Genomic DNA, 23,727 nt, shown 5'->3' with positions numbered 1-23,727 from the left:
TCACTTCTCCGTGGCCGGCGGCGTGGACGCGGCCGGCGTGCTTGCAGGCGCGGTGGCCGGCGCGGCCGGGCGGATGGTCGGCTGGATCACCATGGTGCCGCGGCCGGCGCCCGGCTTGCTCTCGCCGGTGACGGTGTTCTTCACGGCGAACTGTTCCTTGCGGCTGTCGTAGGAGATGAACTCGCCGTTGACCTCGTCGCTGAGGCGGCCCGCTTCGAGGCGGCGCACCTTGGCCTTGGAGAACAGTTTGACCAGGTCGGTCTTGTTGCTGTACTCGATACGTTCGGCCTCGCCCTCGACCCACTGGTCGCCGGCGCCGTCGCGCTTCTGGCGGAAGGTGGCGGGCGTGCCGGGCGTGCTGGTCAGCACGACGAAGTCGTAGCCTTCGGGGTCGGTGGTCATCACCGCCTTGGGCGACTTCAGCAGCAGCGTGCCGCGCGTCAGGATCACATTGCCGATCAGCGTCTTGACCTGCTTGACGTCGTCGATCTGCAGATCGTCGTACTGGATCGTGGTCGGCTTGGTGGAGTCGGCCTTTTCCGCGTGGGCGGCGCAGGCCGCCATCAGCAGCACGGCGGCCGAGAACATCAATTTTTTCATCATCATTCCATTCATCATCGTTGGTTCTTCAATGGCCGGGGCGCGGCGGCAGCACCAGCTGCCCGCGTCCGCCCAGCTGCACTTCGCGGGTGGCGTTGTTGGCCTTCATGCCGACGCCGTTGGCGGTGGCGTTGCCGATTTCCAGCGCCACCGGCGCGGTGGTTTCCATCCGTTCCTCGTCCGGGTACACCGTCAAGGTCGAGGTCGTCATGCGCAGCGCCTGCGCCTTCGGCGTGGCCGGGCGCACCACGTCCACATTACCATTGAGCTTGACGCGCGTATTGCCCTGGTCGACATGGGCGGTGTCGGCATGCATATTCATCGGCGGCTGGTCGGCGGACAGGCTGTGCACATAGGGCTTGTCGATGTCGGAGGCGTCGTCGATCGGCCGGTGGGTCAGCTTTTCGCCGGAGATGATGTAGGCCGGCTGGCCGGTCTTGTTCATGCGTACCAGGCTGAAGCGGTCGATGATGTAGTCCGGCTCGTTGCGGTGCTGGTCGGCCTGCGCTTCCTGGCCGGCCTGGTTGACCACCTGCACCAGCCAGAAGCTGCCGACGGCGACAAACACGCCGACCACCATCACGATGGTCAACTGCCAGCGGTGGGCTGTTCGCTTATGCATGCTCGCTCCCCGTCAAACCAGGAACTGCGCCATCACGCGCTCGTAGCTGCCCTGCGCGTGCAGCAGCAGCTCGCACACCTCGCGCACCGCGCCGCGGCCGCCGGCGGCCACCGTGGTGTGGTGGGCGCGCTCCAGCACCTCGGCGCGGCCGTTCGGCACGGCCACCGCGAAGCCGACGCGCGTGAGGATGGGCAGGTCGACCACGTCGTCGCCGATGAAACCGACCTGCTCGGCGGTGAGGCCGGTCTTTTCCAGCAGCGCGTTGAACGGCGTCAGCTTGTCGTGGCCGCCCTGGTGCAGGAAGCCGATGCCGAGGTCGGCCGCGCGCCTGATCACCTGCGGCGAGGTGCGCGCGCTGATGATGGCGGTCTGCACGCCGGACTCCTGCAGCAGCTTGATGCCCAGGCCGTCGTGCACGTTGAAGGTCTTGAGCGCCTCGCCGTCGGCGCCGTAGTGCAGGCTGCCGTCGGTCAGCACGCCGTCGACGTCGAAGATCATCAGCTTGACGCGCGCGGCGCGTTCCACATACGTTAAGTCCGTCATCAGATCACCTTGGCGCGGGTCAGGTCGTGGATGTGCAATGCGCCGACCAGCTTGCCGTCGGCGTCGGTCACCAGCATCTGGTTGATGCGGAACTGTTCCATGACGGCGACCGCGTCGACCGCCAGCTTTTCCGGCGAGATGCTGCGCGGGTTGGCGTGCATGACGTCGCGGATCACGACCTTGGTGAAGTCCTGAACCTTCTCGATCATGCGGCGCAGGTCGCCGTCGGTGAACACGCCGATCGGCTTGTCGTCGGCGTCGACCACGGCGGTCATGCCCATGCCCTTCTGCGTGATCTCCAGCAGCGCGTCGGTCAGCTTGACGTCGGCGGTAACCTTGGGCACGGCGTCGCCGCTGCGCATGACGTCGCGCACGTGGGTCAGCAGGCGGCGGCCCAGCGCGCCGCCAGGATGGGAGCGCGCGAAGTCCTCCTCCTTGAAGCCGCGCAGGTCCAGCAGCGCGACCGCGATGGCGTCGCCCAGCGCCAGCGTGACGGTGGTGGAGGTGGTCGGCGCCAGATTCATCGGGCAGGCTTCCTTGGCCACGGCCACGTTCAGGTGGACGTCGGCGATGTCGGCCAGGCTGGAGCCGGGCTTGCCGGTCATGGCGATGACCTTGCTGCCCATGCGCTTGACCACCGGCAGGATGGTCATCAGCTCGGCGCTTTCGCCGGAATAGGAAATGGCGATGAAGGCATCGTCGGCGGTGACCATGCCGAGGTCGCCGTGGGCGGCCTCGGCCGGATGCACGAACAGCGCCGGCGTGCCGGTCGAGGCCAGCGTGGCGGCGATCTTGCGGCCGATGTGGCCGGACTTGCCGATGCCGGACACGACCACGCGGCCCTTGCAGTTCAGCAGCAGCTCGATGGCTTGCACCACGCTGTCGTCGGCGTCCAGGCGGGCGTTGAGGGCGGCGATGGCCTCGGCCTCGTTCTGCAGGGTGTCGCGGGCAAGGCGCAACGCATGCGCGGCCATATTTGCGTCAAAAGCTTTCAGCATTGTTTTTTCATGGGTTACACTCATGCCCAAGTATAGCCGAATTGAGAAAGCAAAAAACTTGCCAGTAACAACATAAGGGCCGCTACAGCCCACAAACAACGAAATAATATTTTCTGGCTATGTTGATATGACGTTTACACCTTTGGAATTGACCTTGTTGCTGCTGGGCAGCGCGGTGCTGGGCGTGGTGGCCTTCCGCATGATGCATCTGCCGCCCATGCTGGGCTATCTGGCGGTCGGCATCCTGATCGGCCCGCACGCGCTGGGCCTGGCCGAGTCGAGCGAGGCCTTCCACTCGCTGGCCGAGTTCGGCGTGGTGTTCCTGATGTTCTCCATCGGGCTGGAATTCTCCCTGCCCAAACTCATGGCCATGCGCCGCATCGTGTTCGGGCTGGGCATGGCGCAGGTGGTGCTGACCATCGCCGCCACCATGGTGTTCGGCTGGGCCATCGCGACCCAGCTGCCGCCGGCCATCCACATCGGCTGGCAAGCCTCGTTCGCGCTGGGCGGCGCGCTGGCCATGTCGTCCACCGCCATCGTCTCCAAGATGCTGACCGAGCGGCTGGAGCTGGAAAGCGCGCACGGCCGCAAGATCATCGGCATCCTGCTGTTCCAGGACCTGGCCGTGGTGCCGCTGCTGATTTTGATCCCGTCGCTGGGCCAGCGGCCGGACGCGCTGGTCGAGACGCTGGCCTGGGCCGGCCTCAAGGCCGTGATCGTGCTGGCCTTGCTGCTGTTCTTCGGCCAAAAGCTGGTGCGCGGCTGGTTCACGGTGGTGGTCAAGCGGCGCTCGCAGGAACTGTTCATGCTCAACCTGCTGCTGATCACGCTGGGCGCGGCCTGGATCACCGAGCGCGCCGGCCTGTCGCTCGCGCTGGGCGCCTTCGTGGCCGGCATGCTGATCTCCGAGACCGAATACAAGCACCAGGTGGAGGAGGACATCAAGCCCTTCCGCGACGTGCTGCTGGGGCTGTTCTTCATCACCATCGGCATGCTGCTCAACGTGCGGCTGGTGATGACGCACTGGTGGCTGGTGCTGGTGCTGCTGGCGGGGCCGGTGCTGCTCAAGTTCGCGCTGATCGCCGGGCTGGCCAAGCTGTTCGGCGCCTCGGACGGCGTGTCGATGCGCACCGGCCTGGCGCTGGCGCAGGCCGGCGAGTTCGGCTTCGTGCTGCTGAACCTGGCGGGCGGCAGCCATCTGATGGATCCGCTCATCATCCAGGTGGTGCTGGCGTCGATGGTGCTGTCGATGCTGGTGGCGCCGTTCATCATCGCCAAGTCGGACCGGATCGTGATGAAGGTCTCCAGCAACGAATGGATGATGCAGTCGCTGGCGCTGACCAAGATCGCCAGCCGCACCATGTCCACCAACAAGCACGTGATCGTGTGCGGCTTCGGCCGCAGCGGGCAGAGCCTGGCGACCTTGCTGGCCGAGGAAAACATCGACTACCACGCGCTGGACCTGGATCCGGAGCGGGTGCAGGAGGCGCAGACGGCAGGCCGCAACGTCTCCTACGGCGACGCCGCGCGGCGCGAGAGCCTGGTGGCGGCCGGCATCTACCGCGCCAGCGCGGTGGTGATCACCTACGCCAGCACGCCGTCGGCGCTGAAGGTGCTGCACCTGGTGCACGAGCTGGCGCCGACCTTGCCGGTGATCGTGCGCTCGCACGACGATACCGACCTCGACCGCCTGAAGGCGGCCGGCGCGGCGGAGGTGGTGCCGGAGCTGATGGAGGGCAGCCTGATGCTGGCCTCGCACGCGCTGGTAATGCTGGGCGTGCCGTTGCGGCGGGTGGTGCACCGGGTGCAGACGGCGCGCGAGGAGCGCTACGCCTCGCTGCGCGGCTACTTCCACGGCGCCAGCGACGCCGGCGAGGAGGCGGATATGGAGCGGCTGCACTCGGTCACGCTGCGCGATAGCGCGGCCGGCGTGGGCAAGTCGCTGGGCGAGATCGACGTGGCCGGCGCGGGTGCCGAGGTGAGCGGCATCCGGCGCGGCAAGGGCCGGCTGGAGGTGGCGCCGGAGCTGGTGCTGGAGGCGGGCGACGTGGTGGTGCTGCGCGGCACGGCCGAGGCCGTCAACCGCGCCGAGCAGCGCCTGCTGCGCTAAAACAGTGGGGTCAAAACAGTGGGGTCAAGTCTGACATTCGGACACGGGCTCTGCCGTTGGCTGGGGGTCAAGTCTGACATTCGGACACGAGCTCTGCCCTAGCACAGCGCTACGGCAGAGCTCGTGTCCGAATGTCAGACTTGACCCCAGCTTTGTGGCGGCGCTACGGCAGAGGCCGTGTCCGAATGTCAGACTTGACCCCCGCCTTCGGCGCGGCTCACTACGCGGTTGCGGCCGGTTTCCTTGGCGACGTACAGCAGCGTGTCGGCCTGCGCCACCCAGGCGCGCGCGACGGCCGCCGGGTCGCCCTCGGCTTCGCCGGGATTCAGGCAGGCCACGCCGATCGATACCGTGACCGACAATTGCAATTCCTGCGACAGCGCGATCATGCTGCCGGCCACGCTGGCGCGGATGCGCTCGGCCACGAAGGCGGCGCTTTCAAGGTTGGCGTCGATCAGCAGCACGACGAACTCCTCGCCGCCGAAACGCGCCAGCGCGTCCGAGGTGCGCAGCTCGCTCTTGATGCGGGTCGCCACTTCGCGCAGCACGTCGTCGCCGCCGCCGTGGCCGACCGTGTCGTTGACGCGCTTGAAGTGGTCGATGTCGATGTACATGAACGAGATCGGATACTGCTGGCGCCGCGCACGGGCGATCTCTTCCAACAGACGCCGGTCGATGTAGCGCCGGTTGTACACCCCCGTCAGCGAATCGGTCAGGCCGATGTACTTGAGCATCTCGTTGCTGATGACGTTTTCCAGGCAGATGGCGATGATCGACGCCATGTGCTCGATGAAGTCCGTACCCAGGCTCGGCGTGAAACGGGTCGGGTCGCAGCTGCCCAGGTTCAGGCTGCCGATGATGCGCTTGTTGCGCAGCAGCGGCACCAGCGCCACGCTTTGCAGCCCGGCCGGCGGCTGCGGGAACGGCGTCGCATGGCGCTGCGCGTCGTACATGCCCAGCAGCGGCTTGGGCGCCGGCGTGTAGACGGTGCGCTGGCCCAGGTCGAAGCCGAGACCGTCCAGCGATTCCACAAAGATCAGCTCGGGGAATTCCTCGAACACCACGTCCAGCTTGAGCATGACGGTGCGGATGTCGGCGTCCTCGTCGACCAGGGTCAGGGTCACGCTGTCGAGCTCGGAGATCACCGGCAGCACGCGGAAGATGGTGCCTATCAGTTCGGGAAAATTGGCGGCGCTGACGATGTCCAGGTCGAAGGCCTGGTGGCGCGTCATGATGGAGTGGTTGCGCTCGGCCTGCTCCAGCAGGTAAGCCATGCGCGCCCGCAGGGCCTGGTTTTCGGCCGCCAGATCCACCGCGCGCGCGGCGTGGTCAGTCTGCGGCGATAACTTGCCTGTTGCAGTTTGCGTCATATTTACCCTTACCCATCAGCTGGTTTCATATCCATTGCCACATTACGCCAACTTTTGCTGATTGGGAATGCCTGGCCGCGTTAAAACGCCAGCGTGACGACGATTTCCTGCCCCACCCGCACCTGCTGGCCCTCGCCGGCGATCAGGATGCTGTTCATGCCGAAACACAGGGCGCCGTCCAGCTCGGCCTTGGCGCGGTAGCTTTGCATGATGTCCAGCGGATCGGGACCGAACTGGCCGGTGGCCTGGTCGACCGACGGCATCGGGCAGCGCGAGCAGGGCTTGACCGGTTTCAGCAAGGCGTCGCCCAGCTGGAACGATTCGACGTAGTCTTCCTCGAACGCTTCGATGCCGGCCACGACCAGGTTGGGGCGGAAGCGGTTCATCGGCAGGGGATCGCGGCCGGCGCGGCGCAGCTTGTCGTTCAGGTCGTCCAGCGAGGCGGCGCCGGCCACCAGCAGCGGGTAGCCGTCCGAGAACATGGTGGTGGCGGCCACGCCGTTGGTCCACTTCTGGCTGACGGCGCGCTCGGCCTTGGCGTGGAAGCGCGCCAGCCGGCACGGCACGCCGATCGCCTGGCTGAACCATTCGGCGGTCAGGTCGTCGCAGTCGTAGGCCAGCACGGTGTCGTCCCAGACCTGGGTGGTGAGGGTGGGCGCCAGATAGGGGTCGGGCAGGTCGAGCGGGATTTCCAGCCGCAGCATGCCGGGCGCGCGCAGTTCCAGCGTGCTGCCCTTGAGGCTGGGCGTGATCAGCGCCATGCGCGGATGGTCGCGCTGGGTCAGGCAGACGCCGGCGCCGTCGACCACCATCCATTCGCGGTCGTAGATTTGTCCGGTCATCAGGCCGGTGACGGTCAGCGTGGCCTCCTGCAGCGGGATGCCGGCGCAGGATTTGATCGGATACAGCGTGATTTCGGAGAGAATAGGCATGCTCGGCACCGTCGTTAGGCAGATGAAAACATTGCCATTATACGATCAGCCGGGGCGGGCCGCTGACGGCCCGCCCTGCCCGTCCGGGATTACTCCTCGGCCTTGGCTGCCGCGGCCTTGGGCGGACGCGGCGCGCGTGGCGCCGCCGGCTTGCGGGCCGGCTTGGCGGCCGCCTTGGCCTTGGCAGGCTTGGCGGCCGGCGCGGCTTCGGCGTCGGCCGGTGCCGGGGCTGGCGCCGGGGCTTCGACCGCCGCCGCCGCGGGCGCTGCCGGCTGCTCGCCGGCCGCCGCCACGCCCTTGCCGCCGCGCGCATTCTTGCCGCCCTTGGCGCCCTTGGCCGAAGCGGCCTCCTCGGCCTTCGGCTTGGCCGCCTCTTTCAGCTTGCGTGCAGGCGGTTTCTGGCCGCTTTTCTTCTTGGCCGGCGCCTCGATGGCGACCACCGGCTCGCTGGCCGCGACCGGCAACTCAACAGCCGCCTCGATGACCACCGGCGCCTCGGCGACAGGCTCGGCGCGCTCCTGGCGCTCAGCCTGCTTGCGTCCGCCACGATTGCCGCGTCCACGGCCACGGCCGCGCTCGGACTCTGCCGCCGGTTCCGCCGCCGCTTCCTGCTGACCAGCCACTTGTTCCGGCTCGACATAGGCCGGCGCTTCCTGTTCGGCCTCGTCCTCGGCAGGCTGGGCGACGCGCGCCTGCTGCGCCAGGCGCTCGGCCTGACGTTCGGCAAAGCGCTCGGCCGCCGTGCGGCCACGGCCACGGCTGCGGCGCGATTCCTGCTTGCCGCCATCCTGCGCCTCGCCCTGCGCGCCGTCCGCCGGCGCCTCGCTCACCTGCAGGCCCGGGGTCGGCACGCCGGTGCCGCGGTACACATACGCGCCGGACTTTTCATCGCGGCCGAATTCCAGCAGGCCGCGCGCCTTGCATTCCTCGATCAGGTTGCCGAAGGTGCGGAAGCCATAGTAGGACTCGCTGAAGTCCGGCTTGCGGCGCTTGATCGCCTCCTTCAGCACGGAGGCCCAGATCTTGCCGCTGTCGCCGCGCTCGGACACCAGCGCCTCGAAGGTGTTGGCGGCGATTTCCACCGCCTGGTTGCGGCGCTTGTCCATTTCTTCGCGGCGCATGCGCTCCTCTTCCGGCGAACGCTTGACCACCGGCTTGGCCTCGTTGTTCGCTTCGCGCTTGGCGCGGCGGCTCTCGCGCACCAGGTCGTCGTAGAAGATGAACTCGTCGCAGTTGGCCACCAGCAGGTCCGAGGTCGACTGCTTGACGCCGACGCCGATCACCTTCTTGGCGTTCTCGCGCAGCTTGGACACCAGCGGCGAGAAATCGGAATCGCCGGAAATGATGACGAAGGTGTCGACGTGCGACTTGGTGTAGCACAGGTCGAGCGCGTCGACCACCATGCGGATGTCGGCCGAGTTCTTGCCGGACTGGCGCACGTGCGGGATTTCGATCAGCTCGAAGTTGGCCTCGTGCATGGGCGCCTTGAACGCCTTGTAGCGGTCCCAGTCGCAGTACGCCTTCTTGACCACGATGCTGCCCTTGAGCAGCAAACGTTCCAGCACCGGCTTGATGTCGAACTTGTCGTAATTGGCGTCGCGCACACCGAGCGCCACGTTTTCAAAATCGCAGAACAGCGCCATGCTGACGTTATCGTTGGAAGATGCCATGAAGAGTATTTTTCTAGTGAGGAGTGAGGCGGGTGCGGAAGGCAGACGCTTGCAATCCGACGATTATACCCAACAAAGCCCCGCGCGCGACTAAGCGCACGGCCCGCGCCTATTTTCGGGTGAACATGGCCGCCATCGCGGTGACGTCGCGGCCGACGCCGCGGTAGCCGGCGAAGCGGCCCGTGTCGTCGAACATGGGTTCGCCGCTCACCTGCAGATATTGCACCACGCCGCCCAGGGTGCGGCTGTAGACGAAGTCCAGGAAGGCCTTGCGCTCGGCGATGTTCGACTCCAGCAGCGCGCGCTCGGCGACGTCCCAGCCGCCGGCATCGCCGCCGCCTATGCCCACCATGTCCGCCACCGGCCCGGCCCAGTGGCTGAGCACGCCGTCGGCGTCCTGTTCCCAGTACCAGTCGCTCGACAGTTCGGCAAAGCGCTGGAAGCGCGCCTCGCTGGCGCGCAGCTGCGCCGTGCGCTCCAGCACCGTGTATTCGAGCTGCTGGTTGTAGCGCTGCAGCTGGCGATGCAGCAGGCGCACTTCCAGCAGGTTGCGGATGCGCGTCTCCACCTCGACCAGCTCGAACGGCTTGCCGACGAAGTCCTTGGCGCCGGCCTGCAGCGCGCGCAGCTTGTGGTTGGGCTGGGCCGTCACCACCAGCACCGGCACGTAGCCGTCCGGCTCGACATCCTTGAGCGCCTCCAGCACGGCGAAGCCGTCCATGCCGGGCATTTGCAGGTCCAGCAGGATCAGGTCGTAGTGGTGCTGCTGGTGCAGCCCGCACACGGCGAACGGGTCCATCGTGCTGCTCACGCGGGTGTAGCCGGCGTTGGCCAGCATCCGTTCCAGCAGCAGCACGTTGGTTTCCTGGTCGTCGACGATCAGGATCTCGGCGCCAAGTATTTCAGAGGGGTCTATCATGATGCGCTTCCGTTGGTGCTGGGGTGATGGTGGCCGTGTTCGGTGGCAAACGCCAGCGCCAGGTCCAGCGCGCCCATGAACTCGACCACATTGATCGGCTTGGTCAGATAGCGGAAGAAGCCCGCTTCCACGCCTTTTTCTATGTCGCGCGGCATGGCGTTGGCAGACAGCGCCATCACCGGGATGTGCGCCGTGGCGGCGTCGTCCTGCAGGATCTTCAGGCAGCCGTAGCCGCTCACGCCGGGCAGGTTGATGTCCATCAGGATCACGTCCGGCTGGTAGGCGCGCGCCAGCTGGATGCCGCCGTGGCCGTCGATCGCGGTCAGCAGCTTGAGGTCGCTGCGGCGCTGGATCAGCTGCTCCACCAGGCTCAGGTTGGCCGGGTTGTCCTCGATGTACAGCAGCGTCTTCTGCGTCACGCCGTCCTGGCCGTCCAGCGCGGCCGACGCGCCGTAGGCCGCGGTCTCGAGCACCGGCTCGTTGCTGGCGGCCAGTTCGATCCAGAACGTGGTGCCGACGCCGATCTCGCTGTGCACGCCGATGGCCCCGCCCATCAGTTCCGTCAGCTGCTTGGTCACCACCAGGCCGATGCCGGTGCCCTCTTCCGCGCCGTCCTCCTGCCCCAGCCGGTTGAAAGGCTGGAACAGCTGCGCCATCTGTTCCGTGCTCAGGCCGGCCCCGGTATCGCTCACGCTGATGCGCACCATGCCCTCGCTGCCGGCCGCGCATTCCACCGTCACCTTGCCGCCGCGCCGGTTGTACTTGATGGCGTTGGACAGCAGGTTGATCATCACCTGCTTGACCCGCGTGCGATCCGCGTGCACGAAGAACGGCTCGCTGAGCGAGGCGAAGAACAGGCGGATGCCGCGCTTTTCCGCCTGCGGGCCGATCAGCGCCTGGCAATCCCGCAGCACCTCGGACAAGCCCATCGATTCCTGCGACATGGTCACCTTGCCCGATTCGATCATCGCCAGGTCGAGGATTTCATTGATCAGTTGCAGCAGGTACCAGCCGCCCTTGAGGATCTGGTCCAGCGAGCGCTGCTGCGAGGGGCTGGGCGGCGGCTTGTCCGACGCCAGCAGTTGCGCAAAGCCCAGCACCGCGTTGAGCGGCGTGCGCAGTTCATGGCTCATCGCCGACAGGAATTCCGACTTGGCGCGGTTGGCCGTTTCCGCCAGCGCGCGCGCGGCCTCCAGCTCCACATTGGTTTCCTGCAGCGCCAGCTGCTGCTCGCGCAGGCGCTGATCCAGCAGCGCCTGTTCGTGCTCGACCTGCTTGCGGGCCGTGTTGTCGGTCCCCATCAGCAGATAGCCGATGACTTTTTCCTCGGCGTCGCGCAGCGGGCTGACCGAGACGATGGCGGGAAAGCGGCTGCCATCCTTGCGGATATAGGTCAGCTCGTAAATATCCTCGATGCCGCGCGAGGCCTTGAACACCAGCGCCTCGAAGCCCGGCAGGATGGTCACGCCGGCCTCGATGCTGAGCGCGGCGGCGCGCGCGATCACTTCCTGCGCGTCGGAGATGCCGGCCGGCGTGATCTGGTTCACCACCTCGGCCGCGCTGTAGCCCAGCATGCGCTCGGCGCCGACGTTGAAGATCTGGATCACGCCCTGCGCGTCGGTGGCGATGCTGGAGAAATTGGCGCTGTTGTGGATCGCCATCTGCAGCGCGTCGGCCTTGAGCAGCGGGCCCTCGGAATGTGGGATGACGGTCATTGCGCCCCCTGGCGTTGGCGCACGTCCGACATCAGACGGGCGAATTCCTTTTTGACGACGTCATAGCATTCGCAGACGTCGCCTTCCAGGCCGATGCGGTCCAGCACCGAGATATGGCCGCGCCGGTTGCTGATGTAGCCCTTGGCCTGCAGGCGGCCGGCCGCCACCGTCACCCCTTCGCGCCGCACGCCCAGCATGGTGGCGATCAACTCCTGGGTCATGGTCAGCTCGCTGGTGGGCAGGCGGTCCAGCGTCAGCAGCAGCCAGCGGCACAGTTGCTGCTCCAGCGTGTGATGGCGGTTGCAGATCGCCGTCTGCGACATCTGCGTGATCAGCGCCTGGGTGTAGCGCAGCAGCAGGCGCATGACCGGGCCGGCGCGGTTGAACTCTTCCATCAGGATGTGCGACTTGAGGCGGTAGCCATGGCCCGCGGTCTGCACCACGGCACGGCTGGGCGTGGTGTTGCCGCCCATGAACAGGGAGATGCCGAGGATGCCCTCGTTGCCGACGCCGGCGATCTCGGACGAGCTGCCGTTCTCCAGCACATAGTGCAGCGAGACGATGGCCGAGGTCGGGAAATACACGTGATCGAGCTTGCCGCCGGATTCATACAGCACGTCGCCCAGCCGCATCATGATCGGTTCAAGGTAGGGCGACAGGCGGGCGAACTCCGCGTCCAGCAGCGCGGCCAGCAGGTGGTTCTGGTTGGGGTCGTTGAGACGCATGAAACGGTCCTTGTTCCAGTCGTCAACTAGGCGGGGGCGGGGACGGCTAACGAAGGCCGTCACACAGGGTAACACAGTAGGGCGAAAAACCCGGCCGGGCAGGCGATTCAATAGTGCCCGGCTATGCCGTCCGGGCTCACCGTAGAAAGCGGCTGCGGGGCGCGAACCGCAATCGTGCTAGTCTGAGGCCACCGACCCATTCGAAAAAGGCTATATGTCAACCTATCGTCCCGAGGGACTGGAAGCATTCCGCGACTACGAAGCCGCGCTGGCGGAAGAGCATGCGATGGCGCACGAACTGGCGCAATGCGCGAAGGTCGAGGTGTACAACCTGCTGGCCGCGGACCTGTTCGACCGCGTGACGGCGGCGCGCGCCAAGACGCAGGCGGCGTTCAAGATCGTCGAGGGATACAAGAGCTGAGGCGGATCGCCTCGGCGGAGGGTGCGCTGGATGCCGCGCTTGATGAACACCTGGGTAATCAGCCCTTCGCAGGGTGTGCGCGGTGTGCCGTCGGGATTCTTGTCGCCGCGCGGCCCCCACATTTGATGGTCAATGGCGACGTCCGGCCTGAGCAAGCGGATATCGCATGGCTACTCTCCGGCTATCGTTGCAAATAACGCTACATTGATAGCCTGGTCAGTATCTTGCGTTAGTCAAGCGCGATGAGTCGAAAAAAAGCCCTGTATCGACAGGGCTTCTTCAGATTGCTGCGGTAGCTTAGACGTTGAACAGGAAGTTCAGCACATCGCCATCCTTGACCACGTATTCCTTGCCCTCGGCGCGCATCTTGCCCGCTTCCTTGGCGCCGCTCTCGCCCTTGTAGTGGATGAAGTCGTCATACGCGATGGTTTGCGCGCGGATGAAGCCGCGCTCGAAGTCGGTGTGGATCACGCCGGCCGCTTGCGGCGCGGTGTCGCCCACGTGGATGGTCCAGGCGCGCACTTCCTTCACGCCGGCGGTGAAGTAGGTTTGCAGGCCCAGCAGCTTGTAGGCGGCGCGGATCAGACGGTCCAGGCCCGGCTCTTCCATGCCCATGTCGGCCAGGAAGGCGGTCTTGTCGGCGTCGTCCAGGTCGGCGATCTCAGCTTCGATCGACGCGCAGATGGCGACGATGGGTGCGTTCTGGGTGGCGGCGTAGGCGGTCAGCTGGTCCAGCAGCGGGTTGTCCTTGAAGCCGGAATCCGACACGTTGGCCACGTACATGGCCGGCTTGGCGGTGATCAGGCACAGCGGCTTGATCAGGGCCATTTCGTCGGCGTCCAGGCCCATGGCGCGCACCGGCTTGGCTTCGTTCAGGTGCGGCACGATGCGCTCCATGATGGCCAGCAGCTTGGCGGCGTCCTTGTCGCCGGAACGGGCTTTCTTGTTTTCGCGGTGGATGGCTTTCTCCACGGTGCCCAGGTCGGCCAGCGCCAGCTCGGTCTGGATCACTTCGATGTCGTCCAGCGGGCTGACCTTGCCGGCCACGTGGATCACGTTGTCGTCCTCGAAGCAGCGCACCACGTTGACGATGGCGTCGGTTTCGCGGATGTGCGACAGGAACTGGTTGCCCAGGCCCTCGCCCTGCGACGCGCCCGCCACCAGGCCGGCGATGTCGACGAACTCGACGATGGCGTTGACCATGCGTTCCGGCTTGACGATCTCGGCCAGGCCAGCCATGCGCGGATCCGGCACTTCGACCACGCCGACGTTAGGCTCGATGGTGCAGAACGGATAATTCTCGGCCGGGATGCCGGCCTTGGTCAGGGCGTTGAAGAGGGTGGACTTGCCGACGTTGGGCAGGCCGACGATGCCGCATTGGAGACTCATGAAAAACCTTTAATTATCAATTTCGCCGGCAAGCGGCTGATGAAAAACGGCCAGCGAGGGGCGTTTTCTGGATATTCGTGCTTTTTAAAGCGTTCAAGGGTCAATTGTACCTCCCTCGCACCGACTCTTCAAAAAAACCGGCCATGTACTGGCATTCCGTCGGCAATACCGTCGATCCATCGCATTCCCCTCCAGCCCGCGCCGTTCTCCCGGCTACAATGGCCGCCATGAATACCAGCTCCCCTTTCCAACTGGCCTGGCGCTCGTTCTGGACCTTTAAAAAGCAGCGCCCCGAACCGCTCTGGGCGCAACTGGCGGTCGGCGCCGCCCTGGCGCTGCCGATCGGCTTCTGCATGATGCTCATTAACGGCCTGCTGACCGGCCGGGTCGGCGACCCCGGCTGGTGGCGCGCCTCGCTGCCGTTCAACCTGTTCATCTGCCTGGCCGTGGCCTACAGCATGCTGGCCATCACCCGCGCCGTCGAAAAGCTGCTGCCGGCCGCCACCATCGAGCAACTAGCCAAGGCCGCCGACTGGCGCGCCGCGCTGGTGATCAACGCCATCGCCGTCGGTGGCGTGGTGTGCGGCGCCGCGTTCAGCCTGAGCCTGTATGCCCGCTTCACCGGCTGGGACGCCTGGGGCGCCTTCCTGGGCGCCAGCGTGGCCCAGACCGAGTTCCTGGCCTTCGTCATGGTGGTGGCTGCGGCCAACTGGTTCTGGTGGCGCCTGCGGGTCAGGCAGGACACGCTGCTGCGCCAGGCGATGGAGGCCCAGCTGCGCCTGCTGCAGGCGCAGATCGAGCCGCACTTCCTGTTCAACACGCTGGCCAATGTGCAAAGCCTGCTCGAGCGCGACACCCCGCGCGCCCGGCTGATGCTGGAAACCTTCACCGACTACCTGCGCGCCAGCCTGGGCCAGCTGCGCCACACCGACAGCACGCTGGCCGCCGAGCTGGCGATGGTGCGCGACTACCTGACCCTGCTCCAGATCCGCATGGAGGACCGGCTGCGCTTCGAGATCGACGCCAGCGACGAGGCGCTGGCGGCCACCCTGCCGACCCTGCTGCTGCAGCCGCTGGTGGAGAACGCCATCGAGCACGGGCTGGAACCGAAGATCGAAGGCGGCCGGGTGCTCGTGCGCGCCCGCGTGGCGGACGGCCAGCTCACCATCTGCGTCGACGACGACGGCCTCGGCCTCGACGCGCCGCGCCGCCCGCGCCAGCGCGCCGGCGGCATGGCCCTGCCCAACATCCGCGAGCGGCTGCGCACGCGCTACGGCGCCGAAGCCACGCTGACGCTGACGCCGCAGGCGGCCGGCGTGCTGGCCTCGCTGTCCCTGCCCTACCGGACGCTGGCATGACGCGCGCCCTGATCGCCGACGACGAGCCGCACCTGGCGCTGTACCTGAAGGAGCAGCTGGAGCTGCTATGGCCGGAACTGGAGATCGTCCACCTCGCCCGCAACGGCGTCGAGGCGGCCGCGCGCATCGAGGAGCTGGAGCCGGAGCTGGCCTTCCTCGACATCCAGATGCCGGGCCTGAGCGGGCTGGAAGTGGCGCAGGGCATCGAGGGCGACACCCGCGTGGTGTTCGTCACCGCTTACGACACCTACGCGGTGCAGGCCTTCGACCATTGCGCGCTGGACTACCTGCTCAAGCCGCTGAAGACGGAACGGCTGGCGCGCACGATCGAGCGCGTCAAGGCGACGCTGGCGGCGCCGCCGGACGCCCGCCTGTCGCAGGCGCTGCAGCAGTTGACGCGCGGGCCGGCCGCGCCGGCGCGGCTGCGCTTCGTGCGCGCCGGCCAGGGCGAGTTCGTGCACCAGATCGCCGTCGGCGACGTGCTGTACTTCCACGCCGACGACAAGTACACCGTGGTGCAGACCGCCGGCGCCGAACATTTGATCCGCACCACCATCGCCGAGCTGTCCGAGCAGCTTGATCCGGAACAGTTCTGGCAGGTGCACCGCTCGACGCTGGTCAACCTGGACTACCTGGCCGGCACCCGCCGCGACGAGGGCAGCCGCCTGTTCCTGCGCATCAAGGGGCACGGACGCGAGCTGCGCGTCAGCCGCGCCTACGTGCACCTGTTCCGGGCGATGTAGGCGGTTCGTCGCGTGGCGCGCGCCGCGCTCGCTGTGCCACGGGTCGCGCCGGAGCGGCCCTTCCTGGCGCTGCGCGACCGCGCGTCCGCCGCCGCGGTCACACCTCCTCCGACAACTCCTTGACGAACAAGGCCGCCACCATGCCGATGCCGCACACGGCGATGACATAGTAGGCCGGCGCCAGCGGATTATTCTTCAGCATCAGCGCCACCACCACCGGCGTCAGGCCGCCGAAGATGGCGTACGCCAGGTTGTACGAGAACGACAGTCCCGAGAAGCGCACCTGCGCCGGGAAGGCCTTGACCAGCACGCAAGGCACGGCGCCGACCACGCCGACGGTGAAGCCGACCAGCGCATACAGCGGCAGCAGCAGGTCCGGCCGCGCGTGCAGCGTGGTGTAGAACGCATAGGTGCTGATCGCCAGCAGCAAGGCGCCGCCGAACAGCGTGACGCGCGAGCCGATGCGGTCGGCCAGCACGCCGGCCACCACGCAGCCGACCGCCAGGCAGAAGGTCGCCACGGTGTTGGCCACCAGCGAGGTGTGCGGGTCGAAGCCGTAGATTTTCTGCAGCAGCGTCGGCGTCATCAGGATGACCACGACGATGCCGGCCGACAGCATCCACGTCAGCAGCATCGACACCACGACCGCGCCGCGATGGCTGCGCAGCACGCTCTTGAGCGGCATCTCGGCGGCCAGCGCCTTGCGCTGCTGCAGCTCGGCAAACACCGGCGTCTCGTGCAGCCAGCGGCGCAGGTACATCGCGCCCAGGCCGAACACGCCGCCCAGCAGGAACGGCAGGCGCCAGGCGCCGTCGGCCACCTGCTCCGGCGTGAAGGCGGTGTTGACGCCGGTCGCCACCACCGAGCCGAGCAGGATGCCGAAGGTCAGGCCGGCCGTCAGCGTGCCGCAGGCGTAGCCGATGTGGCGCGCCGGCACGTGCTCGGACACGAACACCCAGGCGCCCGGCACCTCGCCGCCCACCGCCGCGCCCTGCATCACGCGCAGCAGCAACAGCAGCAGCGGCGCGGCCAGGCCGATGCTGGCGTAGGTCGGCAGCGCGCCCATCAGCAGGGTCGGCACCGCCATCAGCAGGATGGACATGGTGAACATGCGCTTGCGGCCCAGCAGGTCGCCGAAGTGGGCCATGATGATGCCGCCCAGCGGACGCACCACATAGCCGGCGGCGAAAATGCCGAAGGTTTGCAGCATGCTCAGCCAGCCCGGCATCGAGGGCGGGAAGAACAGCTTGCCGATCACGGCGGTGAAGAACACAAAAATAACGAAGTCGTAGAACTCCAGCGCGCCGCCCAGCGCGGCCAGCGACAGGGTCTTGTAATCCTGGCGGGTGAGCGGGCGGGCCGGCGCGGCGCGGTGATCCATGCCGGGGCTGGGGGCGATGGCTGCTGCGTGTTCGTTTATCTGCATGTCTGGTCTCGCTTTTGTTGGCGTTTTTATGGGCTGCCGGTTCGCGGCATCCATAGAATACGCAATTTTTCCGGCGCTGAGTAAACCGGATCGACAAGTGCTAGACTGCTGGGCGAAATTCCATCTCAACCTCGAGGACACCATGCCATCTGCCCGCCCGCTCGCCGCGCTGACCACCACCACCCTGATTGCCGCATTGCTGATGGGAGCGCCGCCGGTGCTGGCGGCCGCCAGGCCCGCGTCCACGCAGCAGGCGGCGCAGGCGCAGAAGCAGCTGGCCAGGCTGGCGGCGGCCTTCCACACGGCGCGCTGCAAATACGACCCGCTGCTGTTCGCCACCGCCAACGGCGACGGCCGCTACGACGACCAGCTCGGCATGAGCATCTCGCCCAAGGTGCGCGCGCAGCAGTTCACGCTGTACCGCCAGATGCAGAAGCAGCTGATGACGGTGCGCCGCGACCAGCTCGGCCAGCAGGACCAGCTGACCTACGACCTGCTGTCGTACGAACTGAACAACGCGCTGCAGCTGGAGTCCTTCCCGGAACACCTGCTGCCGCTGAACCAGCTCGACAACGTGCCCAGCGTGCTGGCCAACTACGCCGACGGCACCGGCTCGCAGCCGCTGGGCACGGTCAAACAATACCAGGCCTACCTGAGCCGCCTGAACCAGTTGCCGGCGTGGATAGACCAGGCCATCGCCAACATGAAGCTGGGCATGCGCAGCGGCGTGGTGCAGCCGAAGGCGATCACGGTGGCGATGCTGCCGCAGTTCCAGAACCTGCGCAGCGCGACGCCGGAGACCAGCATCTACTACTCGCCGGTGACGCGCTTCCCGGCCGGCTTCTCCGACGCCGACAAGCAGAAGCTGAGCGCCGCCTACCTGCACACGGTGGAGGCGAAGATCGCGCCGGCGCTGAACCGCCTGGTCAGCTTCCTGGAGCACGAATACCTGCCGGCCAGCCGCGCCAGCAGCGGCTGGAGCGCGCTGCCGAACGGCGCCGCTTGGTACGCCGCGCGCATCAAGGACAGCACCAACCTGCCGCTGACGCCGGACGCGGTGCACGCGCTGGGCCTGAAGGAAGTGGCGCGCATCCAGCAGCAGCTGGCCGCGCTCGGTCCCAAGCTGGGCTACGACGGTCCCGAAAAGCAGTTGCCGCAATGGGTGGCGGCGCAGGAGAAGTTCAGGATCTTCACGACCGACGAGCAGGTGCTGGACGCCTACCGCGACATTTACGCCACCGTGCAAACCAAGCTGCCGACCTACTTCAGCCTGATCCCGAAAGCCAAGCTGGAGCTGCACCTGGAGCCCGAGCTGACGCGCGCCACCGCGTCCGACCACTACACGCCGTCGGCGGCGGACGGCTCGCATCCGGGCGTGTTCTGGCCGGTGGTGAACGATCCGAAGAAATACAGCCGGGTCGACATGGTCAGCCTGTTCCTGCACGAAGGCGTGCCCGGCCACCACCTGCACGCGGCGCTGCTGAAGGAACTGGACTTGCCGGACTTCCGCAAATTCAGCACCGAGAATCCGAACAGCGCGGCCTACACCGAAGGCTGGGCGCTGTATTCGGAGACGCTGGGGCGCGAGATGGGTTTGTATGAAGATCCGGTGGCCTACTACGGCCACCTGAACGCGGAGATGCTGCGCGCCGCGCGGCTGGTGGTCGACACCGGCATCCACGCCAAGGGCTGGAGCCGCGAGCAAGCCATCGCCTACCTGTCCGACACGCTGGGCTGGAGCGAAGCGCGCGCCCGGAACCAGATCGAGCGCTACATGGTGTGGCCGGCACAGGCGCTGAGCTACAAGATCGGCTCGTTGAAGATCCTGGAACTGCGTGCGCGCGCGCAGCAGGCGCTGGGCGACAAGTTCAGCTACCAGAAATTCCACGAAGTCGTCATCGGCGACGGCACGCTGCCGCTGCCCATCCTCGAAGCCCGCGTCGACCGCTGGATCGCCAAATAAAATTGGGGTCAAGTCTGACATTCGGACACGGCCTCTGCCGTAGCGGGCCGCTACGGCAGAGGCCGTGTCCGAATGTCAGACTTGACCCCCGTGTTTATTTGAGGACGTTCATGACGGCCAAGGTCATCGCCTGGGCGGCGGTCTTGATCGACGGTTCCGGCACCGGCGCGTAGTACGGCGAGTGGTTGAAGGCAATCGGCTTGCCGCCCGGCTTGGCCGCCTCGGCCACCGCCTTCGGATCGTACACGCCGGTGAAGAAGAACATGCCCGGCACGCCCTCGTTGACGTAGGCCGAGAAATCCTCGCTGGCCGTCATCGCCGGCATGCGCGCGACATTGGCGTCGCCGAAGGCTTTTTTCAGCACGCCCTCGGTGCGCTTGACCAGCGCGTCGCTGTTGTCGATGGCGGCGCCGCCTGCGATCAGCTCGACATCGGGCGCTGGCGCTTCGGCCATCGCGGCCGAGGCGTTGGCGACGCGGCGCACGCCGGCCAGCAGTTTCGCCCGTACTTCCGGGCTGTACGAGCGTATCGTGCCGCGCACGCGCACCGAGTCGGGGATGATGTTGCCGACCGTGCCGCCGTTGATCGCGCCGATGGTGACCACGCCGAATTCCTTGGGATCCTTCTCGCGGCTGATGACGGTCTGCACATCGACCACGAAGCGGGCGGCGATGGCGATCGGGTCGAGCGCCTTGTCCGGCGCCGAGCCGTGGCCGCCGCGGCCCTTGAAGGTGATCTCGAGCGAGTCCGAGTTCGACGACACCGGCCCGCTGTTGTAGCCGATGGTGCCGTAGGCCAGCGGCCAGCTGTGCAGCGCGAAGGCGTAGCCCGGCTTGGGGAAGCGTTTGAACAGGCCGTCGTCCAGCATGGCCTTGGCGCCGCTGACGGTTTCCTCGGCCGGCTGGCCGATGAACATCAGGGTGCCCTTCCACTGCGACTTGAGCGCCACCAGCGCGCGCGCCGCGCCCAGCCATGCGGTCATGTGGACGTCGTGGCCGCAGCTGTGGGCCACCATCGTATCCTTGCCGTCCAACAGCGCGTGCGCCTTGCTGGCATAGGCGTAGCCGGATTTCTCCTCCATCGGCAGGCCGTCGAGCTCGGTGCGCACCAGCACGGTCGGGCCGGCGCCGTTCTTGTAGAGCGCGACGATGCCGGTCTTGCCGACCTTCTCCGTCACCTCGAAGCCGATCGCGCGCATCTCGGCGGCCAGCTTGGCGGCCGTGCGTTCTTCCTGGAAGGCGATTTCGGGATGGGCGTGCAGATCCTTGTAGATCGCGTCGAGTTTGGGATACATGCCGTTGATCTGGCTGGAGACGGCGGAGGCGTCCTGCGCCTGGGCGGCGTGGACGAGCAGTAAGGCGGCAAGCGGGAGCAGCTTCATCGGCGGTTTCCTTGGTGGTTGGACTGGGGTCAAGTCTGACATTCGGACACGAGCTCAGCGGCGTCACGCGGGACCACGGCAGAGGCCGTGTCCGAATGTCAGACTTGACCCCAGAGTCTACACCGGCTCAGGCTGTATGCAACTTCATCGTGGCCGCTTCGAACTTGCCTTCGACGATATGCGGCATCACCAGCAGCGACTTGTCGATCGCTTGCTCGATCAGTTCCTGGTCTTCGCGCCGTGGACGGTGCAGCACGAAGTCCGCCACCTGCTGCTGCAGGCTCAAGGTGCGCGGGTGGCCGATGCCCAGCCGCAGCCGCCAATAATCCTGCGTGCCGAGCGCGGCGGTGATGTCCTTCAGGCCGTTGTGGCCGCCCGACGAGCCCCCTTTCTTCAGGCGCGCCGTGCCGGGCATCAGGTCCAGCTCGTCGTGCACGACCAGCACCTGGTCCGGCGTGATCTTGAAGAAGCGGCACAGCCCGCCCACCGACTGGCCGGAGCGGTTCATATACGTCTGCGGCTCCAGCAGGTAGACTTCCTGCCCGGCGATGACGCCCTTGGCCATCAGCGCGTTGTATTTGGTCTCGCGCTGCAGGCGCGCGCCGATGTCGTTGGCGAGATTGTCCACCAGCCAGAAGCCGGCGTTGTGGCGGGTTTGTTCGTATTCGGGGCCTGGATTGCCGAGGCCGACGATGAGACGTATAGGCATGACGTGTGGTCGGTAAAAGAGAGACTTGATTATCGCTGAAAACACTTGAAATAAAAAAACCCGCCTGCACTGAGCGCGATCTTGAGCGCGTTCAGGCTGGCGGGTTTTTGCCATGCTGCCGCCCGAAGGCGGCGTCAGTGATTACTTCTTGGCCTTGGCGGCTGGCTTGGCTTCAGCAGCTGGAGCTTCAGCGGTAGCAGCGGCTTCAGCAGCAACGTGGCCGGCCGGTACCGAAGCGGTAGCGATGGTCAGGTTGGCGCCGTGGGTCACAGCGGTCACGCCGGCTGGCAGGGTCAGTTCGCCGATGTGCAGCGAGTGGCCGACGTCGATGTTCGACAGGTCGACGGTGATGAACTCTGGCAGGTCTTTTGGCAGGCACGAAACTTCGATTTCGTTCAGCACGTGGCTGATGGTGGCGCCGTGCAGTTTGACTGCTGGGGACACGTCAGCGTTGGCGAAGTGCAGAGCCACTTTCATGTGCACTTTCTTCGAAGCGTCAACGCGCTGGAAGTCAGCGTGCAGAACCAGTTGCTTGTATGCGTGGACTTGGAAGTCGCGCAGCAGCACTTGCTGGGTCTTGCCGTCGATTTCCAGATCCAGGATCGACGAGTGGAAGGCTTCTTTTTTCAGCGCGTGGTACAGCGCGTTGTGGTCCAGCGAGATGGTCACTGGCGCTTCGGTACCGCCGTAGATGATGCCTGGGGTTTGGCCCGAATTGCGCAGGCGGCGGCTCGCTCCGGAACCTTGCAATTCGCGTTTGAATGCAACAACTTTCATGTGTAACTCCAAAAATAACAGGGCTCGCGCCCCGTGTTATGAAGCCCCCGCGACCAGGGTGCTTCGAAAATGAGCTGACTGCGCTCATGAAACCGGGAAGTACAACGGCGCGCAGGGCATTTTTCGCCCGGCGCGCCGTTAAAAACTAGCTAAATCGTTTATCTCAGTCGATAAACAGGGAGATCACGGAATCGCCCTTGATGATGCGTTTGAACGTCTCGGCCAGCAGCGGTGCGCAGGTCAGCTGGCGGATCTTGCCGCAAGCCTTGGCCGCGTCGGACAACGGGATCGTGTCGGTCACGACCAGCTCGTCCAGCGACGAATTGGTGATGCGCTCGATCGCCGGGCCGGACAGCACCGGGTGCGTGCAGTACGCGATGACTTTCTGTGCGCCGCGCTCTTTCAGCACTTCGGCGGCCTTGACCAGCGTGCCCGCGGTGTCGACCATGTCATCCATGATCACGCAGTTGCGGCCTTCGACTTCACCGATGATGTTCATCACTTCGGACACATTGGCCTTCGGACGGCGCTTGTCGATGATGGCCAGGTCGCAGCCCAGGCGTTTTGCCAGGGCGCGCGCGCGCACCACACCGCCGACGTCCGGCGACACCACCAGCAGATCCTGGTAGTTCTTCTTCTGCAGGTCGCCCAGCAGAATCGGCGAAGCGTAAATATTGTCAACCGGGATATCGAAGAAGCCCTGGATCTGGTCTGCGTGCAGATCCATGATCAGGACGCGCTCGACGCCCGCTTCTTCCAGCATGTTGGCGACCACCTTGGCCGAGATCGCGACGCGCGCCGAACGCGGGCGGCGGTCTTGACGGGCATAGCCGAAGTAAGGAATGGCAGCGGTGATACGGCCAGCGGACGCGCGTTTCAGGGCGTCGACCATCAGGATCAACTCCATCAGGCTGTCGTTGGTTGGAGCACAAGTCGATTGCAGAACGAAGACGTCTTTACCGCGGACGTTTTCGTTAATCTCAACCATCACTTCGCCGTCCGAGAATTTCGAAACGTTTGCCTTGCCGAGAGGGATGCCGAGATTTTTAGCGACCCCTTCTGCCAATGCAGGATTAGCGTTGCCGGTAAAAACCATCAGGTTTTCGAAAGCCATTGGGAGTCCCAGAGATAGTCGATGAAAATTTTTGAAAAGTCGCCAGCGGAAGCCGCGTGGCGCTGTACTTGAAACTTAGTTGAATGGTTCGCTCTGGGGCGATGCCATCTTTGCCTTATCCGGCCGGAGACAAACTACGCCTCGACGGGTCCAGATACAAACGAATGGCAGGGGAACAAGGATTCGAACCTTGGTATGCTGGAATCAAAATCCAGTGCCTTAACCAGCTTGGCGATTCCCCT

21 protein-coding genes and 1 tRNA gene are annotated in these 23,727 nt (G+C 65.9%); 5 read left to right on the top strand and 17 right to left on the bottom strand.

Going from position 1 to position 23,727, the window contains the following annotated elements; genetic code table 11:
* From lptA to AC07WS_RS04290, 4 genes are read right to left on the bottom strand one after another with little or no spacing between them, the layout of a single operon-like run.
* Window positions 1-600 (bottom strand): lipopolysaccharide transport periplasmic protein LptA, encoded by a 600-nt coding sequence (gene lptA / locus AC07WS_RS04305; RefSeq protein ID WP_494727847.1) that lies wholly within the window; start codon window positions 598-600, stop codon window positions 1-3.
* Between the two features lie 28 nt (window positions 601-628).
* On the bottom strand, window positions 629-1,222 hold the full coding sequence (lptC, locus tag AC07WS_RS04300; RefSeq protein WP_494727846.1) for an LPS export ABC transporter periplasmic protein LptC: 594 nt from the start codon (window positions 1,220-1,222) through the stop codon (window positions 629-631).
* Between the two features lie 12 nt (window positions 1,223-1,234).
* Window positions 1,235-1,765, bottom strand: a complete 531-nt coding sequence (locus tag AC07WS_RS04295; protein WP_494727845.1) for a KdsC family phosphatase — start codon at window positions 1,763-1,765, stop codon at window positions 1,235-1,237.
* Entirely contained in the window at window positions 1,765-2,763 is a 999-nt protein-coding gene (locus AC07WS_RS04290; RefSeq protein WP_494727844.1) for a KpsF/GutQ family sugar-phosphate isomerase, read from the bottom strand. Before AC07WS_RS04290 ends, AC07WS_RS04295 begins: the two co-directional genes overlap by 1 nt.
* Window positions 2,764-2,890: 127 nt before the next feature.
* On the opposite strand from AC07WS_RS04290, the gene AC07WS_RS04285 reads away from it, so the two are divergent.
* Entirely contained in the window at window positions 2,891-4,873 is a 1,983-nt protein-coding gene (locus AC07WS_RS04285) for a monovalent cation:proton antiporter family protein (RefSeq protein ID WP_494727843.1), read from the top strand.
* Window positions 4,874-5,061: 188 nt separating this feature from the next.
* Here the strand turns inward: AC07WS_RS04285 and AC07WS_RS04280 are convergent, their stop codons facing one another.
* The 6 genes from AC07WS_RS04280 to AC07WS_RS04255 form a co-directional block, all read right to left on the bottom strand.
* A complete protein-coding gene (locus tag AC07WS_RS04280) occupies window positions 5,062-6,243 on the bottom strand; it encodes a GGDEF domain-containing protein (RefSeq protein ID WP_494727842.1) in 1,182 nt (393 codons plus the stop codon).
* Between the two features lie 80 nt (window positions 6,244-6,323).
* A complete protein-coding gene (locus AC07WS_RS04275) occupies window positions 6,324-7,175 on the bottom strand; it encodes an MOSC domain-containing protein (protein WP_494727841.1) in 852 nt (283 codons plus the stop codon).
* Between the two features lie 89 nt (window positions 7,176-7,264).
* Complete coding sequence (locus AC07WS_RS04270; RefSeq protein ID WP_494727840.1) at window positions 7,265-8,845, bottom strand: NYN domain-containing protein; 1,581 nt, start codon at window positions 8,843-8,845, stop codon at window positions 7,265-7,267.
* 109 nt (window positions 8,846-8,954) lie between these two features.
* Window positions 8,955-9,764: a response regulator gene (locus tag AC07WS_RS04265; protein ID WP_494727839.1), complete on the bottom strand. Its 810-nt coding sequence runs from the start codon at window positions 9,762-9,764 to the stop codon at window positions 8,955-8,957.
* Window positions 9,761-11,479, bottom strand: coding sequence for a hybrid sensor histidine kinase/response regulator (locus AC07WS_RS04260; RefSeq protein WP_494727838.1), 1,719 nt, complete (start codon window positions 11,477-11,479; stop codon window positions 9,761-9,763). The genes AC07WS_RS04265 and AC07WS_RS04260 overlap by 4 nt, the downstream gene beginning before the upstream one ends.
* Window positions 11,476-12,204 carry a Crp/Fnr family transcriptional regulator gene (locus AC07WS_RS04255; RefSeq protein ID WP_494727837.1) on the bottom strand — a complete coding sequence of 243 codons (729 nt, stop codon included), beginning with the start codon at window positions 12,202-12,204 and terminating at the stop codon, window positions 11,476-11,478. Before AC07WS_RS04255 ends, AC07WS_RS04260 begins: the two co-directional genes overlap by 4 nt.
* Window positions 12,205-12,418: 214 nt before the next feature.
* Here AC07WS_RS04255 and AC07WS_RS04250 point away from each other — a divergent pair, with 214 nt between their 5' ends.
* Window positions 12,419-12,625 carry a hypothetical protein gene (locus AC07WS_RS04250; RefSeq protein WP_494727836.1) on the top strand — a complete coding sequence of 69 codons (207 nt, stop codon included), beginning with the start codon at window positions 12,419-12,421 and terminating at the stop codon, window positions 12,623-12,625.
* 297 nt (window positions 12,626-12,922) lie between these two features.
* Here AC07WS_RS04250 and ychF read toward each other — a convergent pair whose 3' ends face one another.
* Window positions 12,923-14,014, bottom strand: a complete 1,092-nt coding sequence (ychF, locus tag AC07WS_RS04245; protein WP_494727835.1) for a redox-regulated ATPase YchF — start codon at window positions 14,012-14,014, stop codon at window positions 12,923-12,925.
* 227 nt (window positions 14,015-14,241) lie between these two features.
* On the opposite strand from ychF, the gene AC07WS_RS04240 reads away from it, so the two are divergent.
* Both AC07WS_RS04240 and AC07WS_RS04235 read left to right on the top strand, forming a co-directional pair.
* The gene (locus AC07WS_RS04240) at window positions 14,242-15,372 is read left to right on the top strand and encodes a sensor histidine kinase (protein WP_494727834.1); all 1,131 of its coding nucleotides are present in this window, start codon (window positions 14,242-14,244) and stop codon (window positions 15,370-15,372) included.
* Window positions 15,369-16,115 (top strand): LytR/AlgR family response regulator transcription factor, encoded by a 747-nt coding sequence (locus AC07WS_RS04235; protein WP_494727833.1) that lies wholly within the window; start codon window positions 15,369-15,371, stop codon window positions 16,113-16,115. Before AC07WS_RS04240 ends, AC07WS_RS04235 begins: the two co-directional genes overlap by 4 nt.
* Before the next feature lie 97 nt (window positions 16,116-16,212).
* On the opposite strand, the gene AC07WS_RS04230 is transcribed toward AC07WS_RS04235, so the two are convergent.
* A complete protein-coding gene (locus tag AC07WS_RS04230) occupies window positions 16,213-17,541 on the bottom strand; it encodes an MFS transporter (RefSeq protein ID WP_494727832.1) in 1,329 nt (442 codons plus the stop codon).
* 142 nt (window positions 17,542-17,683) lie between these two features.
* Between AC07WS_RS04230 and AC07WS_RS04225 the strand changes: the two genes are divergently transcribed.
* The gene (locus tag AC07WS_RS04225) at window positions 17,684-19,504 is read left to right on the top strand and encodes a DUF885 domain-containing protein (RefSeq protein ID WP_494727831.1); all 1,821 of its coding nucleotides are present in this window, start codon (window positions 17,684-17,686) and stop codon (window positions 19,502-19,504) included.
* Between the two features lie 94 nt (window positions 19,505-19,598).
* On the opposite strand, the gene AC07WS_RS04220 is transcribed toward AC07WS_RS04225, so the two are convergent.
* From AC07WS_RS04220 to AC07WS_RS04200, 5 genes are all read right to left on the bottom strand, one after another.
* Window positions 19,599-20,885: an amidohydrolase gene (locus AC07WS_RS04220; protein WP_494727830.1), complete on the bottom strand. Its 1,287-nt coding sequence runs from the start codon at window positions 20,883-20,885 to the stop codon at window positions 19,599-19,601.
* A gap of 127 nt (window positions 20,886-21,012) precedes the next feature.
* Entirely contained in the window at window positions 21,013-21,594 is a 582-nt protein-coding gene (pth, locus tag AC07WS_RS04215; protein WP_494727829.1) for an aminoacyl-tRNA hydrolase, read from the bottom strand.
* Between the two features lie 141 nt (window positions 21,595-21,735).
* Window positions 21,736-22,371: a 50S ribosomal protein L25/general stress protein Ctc gene (locus AC07WS_RS04210; RefSeq protein ID WP_494727828.1), complete on the bottom strand. Its 636-nt coding sequence runs from the start codon at window positions 22,369-22,371 to the stop codon at window positions 21,736-21,738.
* Window positions 22,372-22,534: 163 nt separating this feature from the next.
* Window positions 22,535-23,485: a ribose-phosphate pyrophosphokinase gene (locus AC07WS_RS04205; protein ID WP_494727827.1), complete on the bottom strand. Its 951-nt coding sequence runs from the start codon at window positions 23,483-23,485 to the stop codon at window positions 22,535-22,537.
* A 165-nt stretch (window positions 23,486-23,650) separates the two neighbouring features.
* Window positions 23,651-23,727: transfer RNA gene (locus AC07WS_RS04200), tRNA-Gln, on the bottom strand.

This window comes from Duganella sp. GW821-FHT01E12, from assembly GCF_059422325.1.
The sequence above is the reverse complement of the archived record's forward strand: the minus strand, read 5'-3'. Positions and strand labels throughout refer to the sequence as shown.